The sequence below is a fragment of the Kitasatospora sp. NPDC127060 genome (assembly GCF_042724935.1).
Classification (GTDB): Bacteria; Actinomycetota; Actinomycetes; order Streptomycetales; family Streptomycetaceae; genus Kitasatospora.
Genome location: NZ_JBHXEG010000033.1, coordinates 77656 through 83655, shown reverse-complemented (window position 1 = coordinate 83655; position 6000 = coordinate 77656). Strand labels below are relative to the sequence as shown.

The following is a 6000-nucleotide window of genomic DNA, read 5'->3' as shown; positions in this document are numbered from 1 at the left end:
GGGCCGCACCCGGGCCCTGCCGGCGCCGGCCCACCCGGGTGGGTTTCCTCCCGGGTGGGCCGTCCTGCTGTGAGGAGCGCGGGGCTCAGGTGGTGGTCGTACCGGAGCCGTCGGGGCCGCCGGAGGAGCCGCTGCCGGAGCCACCGGTGGAGCCGGAGCCACCGGAGCCGCCGCCGGAGCCCGGCAGGCCGGGCATCCCGGGCAGGCCCGGGATCTTGCCCTTGAAGTCGGCGATGCCCTTCACGATGGTGTCCATCACGGAGACGTCCGGCGCCTTGTCCGCGATGTCGAAGCCGAAGTGCACCGAGACCAGCGCCTTGCCGTCGGCGGTCGGGAAGACCACCGTCTGCACGTAGCCGCTGTTGCCCTTGGCCGCGTCCACCTTCCAACGGACCAGGTAGCCGTCCTGGCCGTTGACCTTCACGGCCTCGGACTTGAGCTCCTGGTGCCCGGTGACATCGCCGTAGGAGTCCTTGACCGCCTTGTCGATGTCGGCCTTCGCCGCCGCCTGGGCGTCCGTGCCGCCGCCGGTGATCCGGCCGGTGTTCACGCCGCCGAGGGTGCAGCTGTCGGTGCCGTCCGGGCACTTGTAGGCGCCGATGGTCAGTGCGGCGTAGCCGTCGTTGGTGGTGCCGGCCTGCCAGCCGGAGGGGGTGGGCAGGGTGAGCCCGTTCACCAGGTCGATCGCCTTGTTGGCGCCCGGCTTGGACTTCCCGCTGCCCTTGCCGCTGCCGCCACCGCTGCCGTTGCCGCCACCGCCGTTGCCACCGTTGCCGTCACCGAGGCCGGGGAAGCCGAACAGCCCCCCGTCCCCGTTCGGGGCCGGCTGGGCGCGGGCGGCGCTGCGCTGCGCCCGGTTGTCGCCGTGGCCGTCCATCGCCAGGTAGGTGATCCCCGAGCCCGCGCCCAGGCCGAGCACGGCGGCGACCACGGTGGCCACGACCAGCTTGGACGGCTTGCGCCGGGGCTTGCCGGGCGGCTCGGCGGGGGCGCCGTAGGCGGTGCCGAAGGGCGGCGGCTCCGGGTAGCGGACCGTCGGCCCGCTCTCCAGCACCTCGCCCTCCAGCACGGTGGGACGGTCCGCCGCTCCCGGCTCCGGAGCCGCGGCGGCCGGGGGCTCCGGCTGCGGGGCGTCCGAGGGTGCGGGCCGGGTGTCGGCCGTCCAGCCCTTGCCGTCCCACCAGCGCTGCGGTCTCGGGTCGCTGGTGGTGTCCTTCGGGTCCGGGTACCACCCGGCGGGAATCTGCTCACTCACAGCAAAGAATCTAAAGGTAGCCGGATAAACGCGAAATCAGCGCAGCCGGGAATTCCGGAGGTTTTCGATGAGATTACGGTGAGAAGCCCCACCGGACCGGCCGGACCGGCGCTCCGGGCCCTACAGCGGGGTGACGTACGCCCCGGAGATGCCGCCGTCCACCAGGAACTCGCTCGCGGTGATGAACGAGGAGTCGTCGCTGGCCAGGAAGGCCACCGCGGCGGCGATCTCCTCGGCCCGGGCGAACCGGCCGAGCGGGATGTGCACCAGCCGGCGGGCCGCCCGCTCCGGGTCCGCGGCGAACAGCTCGCGCAGCAGCGGGGTGTCCACCGGCCCGGGCGACAGCGCGTTCACCCGGATCCCCTCCCGGGCGAACTGCACGCCCAGCTCCCGGGACATCGCCAGCACCCCGCCCTTGGAGGCGGTGTACGAGATCTGCGAGGTGGCGGCGCCCATCCGGGCCACGAAGCTGGCGGTGTTGATGATCGAGCCGCGCCCGTGCCGGCGCATGTACGGCAGCGCGGCCTTGCAGCACAGGTAGACCGAGGTCAGGTTGACCTCCTGGACCTTGCGCCAGGCGTCCAGCCCGGTGGTCAGGATCGAGTCGTCCTCCGGCGGCGAGATGCCGGCGTTGTTGAAGGCGACGTCCACGCTGCCGTAGGTCTCGTACGCCTCGTCGAACAGCGCCTCGACCATGTACGGGTCGGTGACGTCGGTGTGCACGAACAACCCGCCGACCTCCTTGGCGGCCGCCCGCCCGGTCTGCTCGTCCAGGTCCGCGCAGACCACCTCGGCGCCCTCGGAGGCGAGCCGGCGGGCGGCGGCCAGGCCGATCCCGCTGCCCGCGCCGGTGACCACGGCGGTACGGCCGACCAGCCGGCGGCAGACGGTGGCGTCCTGCTCGGTCATGGACTGTCACTCCTCGCTGTGGATGAAGACGTTCTTGGTCTCGGTGAAGTGGCGCAGCGCGTCCGGCCCCAGCTCGCGGCCCACCCCCGAATCGCCGAAGCCGCCGAAGGGCGTCCAGTAGCGCACCGAGGAGTGCGAGTTGACGGACAGGTTGCCCGCCCGCACGCCCCGGGCCAGGCGCAGCGCCCGGCCGACGTCCCTGGTCCAGATCGAGCCGGAGAGGCCGTAGCGGGTGGCGTTGGCCAGGCGCAGCGCGTCGGTCTCGTCGGTGAACGGCAGGACGGCGGCGACCGGGCCGAAGATCTCCTCGGTGACCGCCGGGACCTCCGGGTCGGCGGGCGCCAGCAGCGTCGGCGGGTACCAGTAGCCGGGCCCGTCCGGCACCTCGCCGCGCGCCAGCACGGGCAGGTCGGGGGTCACGTAGGAGGTGACCCGGCGGACCTGGGCGGCCGAGATCAGCGGGCCGAGCTGGGTGGCCGGGTCGGTGGGGTCGCCGGTGCGCAGCGCCTCGACGGCGGGCACCAGCAGCGCCAGGAAGTCGTCGTAGACCTCGCGCTGGACCAGGATCCGGCTGCGGGCGCAGCAGTCCTGGCCGCTGTTGTCGGCGAAGGACATCGGGTCGGCGGCGCGGGCGAGGTCGGCGTCGGCGAAGACGACGCTCGGGCTCTTGCCGCCGAGCTCCAGGGTGACCCGTTTGGCCCGGGCCGCGCAGCGGGCGGCGACCTCCTTGCCGACCACGGTCGACCCGGTGAACACGATCTTGCGCACCGCCGGGTGGTCCACCAGCGCCCGCCCGGTGGTGCCGCCGGCCCCCGGGACGACCTGGAGCAGCCCCTCGGGAAGCCCTGCGGCCAGGGCCAGTTCGGCCAGCCGCAGCGCGGTCAGCGGGGTCGCCTCGGCGGGTTTGAGGAGCACCGCGTTGCCGGCCGCCAGGGCCGGGGCGAAGCCCCAGGCGGCGATCGGCATCGGGAAGTTCCACGGCGCGATCACCCCGACCACGCCGATCGGCTCGTGGACGGTCACGTCCAGGCCGCCGGCCACCGGGATCTGCCGGCCGGTCAGCCGCTCCACGCCCCCGGCCGCGTACTCCAGGAGGTCCCGGACGTTGCCGGCCTCCCAGCGGGCGTTGCCCAGGGTGTGCCCGGCCTCGCTCACCTCCAGCGCGGCCAGCTCCGGGACGTGCACCTCGACCTGGTCGGCGAACCGGCGCAGCAGCCGGGCCCGGTCACCGGGCGCCAGCGCCGCCCAGCCCGACTGGGCCTTCAGGGCCCGCTGGACCGCCGCGTCCAACTGCTCGGCGGTGGTGTCCGGGACGGTGGCGAGCAGCTCGCCGGTGGCGGGGTTGCGGACGGTGCTCGTACTGGGCTCGGTCACGGCTCACATCCGTTCGAAGGATCGGTAGCGCTCCCAGTCGGTGACGGCGCCGTCGTAGGCGGCCTGCTCGACCCGGGCCATGTTCAGGTAGTGCTCGACCACGTCGTCCCCGAACGCCGTCCGGGCCAGTTCGCTCTCCGCCCACAGCCCGGCCGCCTCGCGCAGCGATCCGGGCACCCGGGCGTACTCCTCCACCGCGTAGGCGTTGCCCAGACAGGGCGTCGGCAGGTCCAGCTTGCGCTGGATCCCGTGCAGGCCGGCCGCGATCATCCCGGCCACCGCGAGGTACGGGTTGACGTCCCCGCCGGGCACCCGGTTCTCCATCCGCAGCCCCGGGCCGTGCCCCACCACCCGGTAGGCGCAGGTGCGGTTGTCCCGGCCCCAGGCGACGGCCGTCGGGGCGAAGGAGCCCGGGCGGTAGCGCTTGTAGGAGTTGATGTTCGGCGCGTACAGCACGCTGAACTCGCGCAGCGCGACGAGCTGCCCGGCCAGGAAGTGCCGCATGGTGTCGGTCATCCGGCCGTCCCGGTCGGCGAAGGCGGGCGCGCCGACCGCGTCGCGCAGCGACAGGTGGATGTGGCAGCTGTTGCCCTCGCGCTCGTCGTACTTGGCCATGAAGGTGAGCGCGCAGCCCTGTTGGGCGGCGATCTCCTTGGCGCCGGTCTTGTAGACGCTGTGCTGGTCGCAGGTGGTGAGGGCGTCCGCGTAGCGGAACGCGATCTCGTGCTGGCCCAGGTTGCACTCGCCCTTGGCGGACTCCACGGTCAGCCCGGCGCCCGCCATCTCGTTGCGGATCCGGGAGAGCAGCGGCTCGACCCGGGCGGTGCCCAGCATCGAGTAGTCCACGTTGTAGAGGTTCGCCGGGGTCAGCCCGCGGTAACCGCCAAGCCAGGCCTGCTCGTAGGTGTCGCGGAAAACCAGGAACTCCAGCTCGGTGCCGATGTCCGCGGTCAGCCCGTACTCGGCGAGCCGGGCGATCTGGCGGCGCAGCAACTGGCGCGGGGCCGCGTCCACCGGGTGGCCGCCGTGCCGGGCCAGGTCGGCGGTGACCTGGGCGGTGCCGGGCTGCCAGGGGGTCAGCCGCAGGGTGGCGAGGTCGGGGCGCATCGCGAAGTCGCCGTAGCCGGTGGCCCAGGAGGAGAAGGCGTAGCCGTCCACCGTGTTCAGGTCGACGTCCACGGCCAGCAGGTAGTCGCAGGCCTCGGCGCCGTGCTCCGCCACCTCGTCGAGGAAGAAGCGGGCGGCGAACCGTTTGCCCTGCAGCCTGCCCTGCATGTCGGTGAAGGAGAGCGCGACGGTGTGCACCTCGCCCGCGTCCACCAGGACGCGCAGCTCGTCCAGGGTCAGTGGCGGCCGGGGCCGCGAACCCGCCGGGGCGTTCTCGGGCATGGCGTTCTCGGGCATGGCGTTCTCGGACATGCCGGAACCCTTCTCCTCGATCACTCTTCGATCACTCTTCGAGATCGAGCGGTCACAGCGAACCGTACGGCCTGCGGTTCACGGCGCGGAAGAGGGCGGGCGCGTGTGGCGCGCCGGGACGCGTGGTTGACGAGGTACCGGACGGTACGGGAGGAGAATGCCCGCCATGGATCGCAGGCCTTTCATCGGCGTCAGCACCTACCTGGTGGACGCGAGTTGGAGCGACTGGCGCGGCCGTCGCGTCGCCCTGGTGCCGGAGCGGTACACCGCGTACGTGCAGAACTCCGGCGGCATCGCCGTCCTCCTGCCGCCCGACGCCCCCGACCGCGCACCCGAGGTGCTCGCCCGGCTCGACGCCCTCGTCATCGCCGGCGGCCCGGACATCGACCCGGCCTACTACGGGGAGCCCGCCCACCCGTTGACGGACGTCGACTCCCCGGAACGCGACGCCTGGGAAGTCGCCCTGCTGCGCGGCGCCCTGGCGGCCGGCATGCCGGTGCTGGGGATCTGCCGGGGGATGCAGGTGCTCAACGTGGTGTGCGGCGGGACGCTCATCCAACACCTCCCGGACGTGGTGGAGATGGACGTCCACGCGGGCTCGCCGGGGTGCTACGGCGCCCATGTCGTCCGGCCGGTGCCGGGCACCCTGGTCGGCGGCCTGCTCCCGGAGAGCGAGTTGGAGGTGCCGACCTTCCACCACCAGGCCGTCGACCGCCTCGGCACCGGCCTGCGCGTCAGCGCCCTCGCCCCGGACGGGACGGTGGAGGCGGTCGAGGGCCCCGGCTTCATGGTTGGCGTCCAGTGGCACCCCGAACAGGGCACTGACCTCCGCCTCATGCAGGCCCTCGTCCGCGCGGCCACGGCCGCCTCGCTGGACGCGGTCGCGCTGGGCTGACAGTGCGACAACCGCGTCGACCCCGGCGGTGCTACCACCACCCCGGGGATCGGCACCAGGAGCGATACCTCCCGATGCGCGTCCAACGTACCCACCACGCACGTCAGTTCACCGTGCTACCGCAACAACGGCCCAGCGTCCCCCTCGA

The 6000-nt window shown here is 73.2% G+C and carries 5 protein-coding genes; 1 reads left to right on the top strand and 4 read right to left on the bottom strand.

Translation table 11 applies throughout. The features are described 5' to 3' along the window. Positions 1-85 precede the first annotated feature (85 nt). From ACFWIS_RS19995 to ACFWIS_RS19980, 4 genes are all read right to left on the bottom strand, one after another. Entirely contained in the window at positions 86-1255 is a 1170-nt protein-coding gene (locus ACFWIS_RS19995) for a DUF2510 domain-containing protein (RefSeq protein ID WP_380456498.1), read from the bottom strand. Positions 1256-1375: 120 nt separating this feature from the next. Further along, complete coding sequence (locus ACFWIS_RS19990; protein WP_380456500.1) at positions 1376-2164, bottom strand: 3-oxoacyl-ACP reductase; 789 nt, start codon at positions 2162-2164, stop codon at positions 1376-1378. Positions 2165-2170: 6 nt separating this feature from the next. Then, the gene (locus tag ACFWIS_RS19985; protein ID WP_380456502.1) at positions 2171-3538 is read right to left on the bottom strand and encodes an aldehyde dehydrogenase family protein; all 1368 of its coding nucleotides are present in this window, start codon (positions 3536-3538) and stop codon (positions 2171-2173) included. 3 nt (positions 3539-3541) lie between these two features. After that, the gene (locus tag ACFWIS_RS19980) at positions 3542-4927 is read right to left on the bottom strand and encodes a glutamine synthetase family protein (RefSeq protein WP_380456596.1); all 1386 of its coding nucleotides are present in this window, start codon (positions 4925-4927) and stop codon (positions 3542-3544) included. A gap of 196 nt (positions 4928-5123) precedes the next feature. On the opposite strand from ACFWIS_RS19980, the gene ACFWIS_RS19975 reads away from it, so the two are divergent. Continuing rightward, complete coding sequence (locus ACFWIS_RS19975) at positions 5124-5852, top strand: gamma-glutamyl-gamma-aminobutyrate hydrolase family protein (protein ID WP_380456504.1); 729 nt, start codon at positions 5124-5126, stop codon at positions 5850-5852. Positions 5853-6000 lie beyond the last annotated feature (148 nt).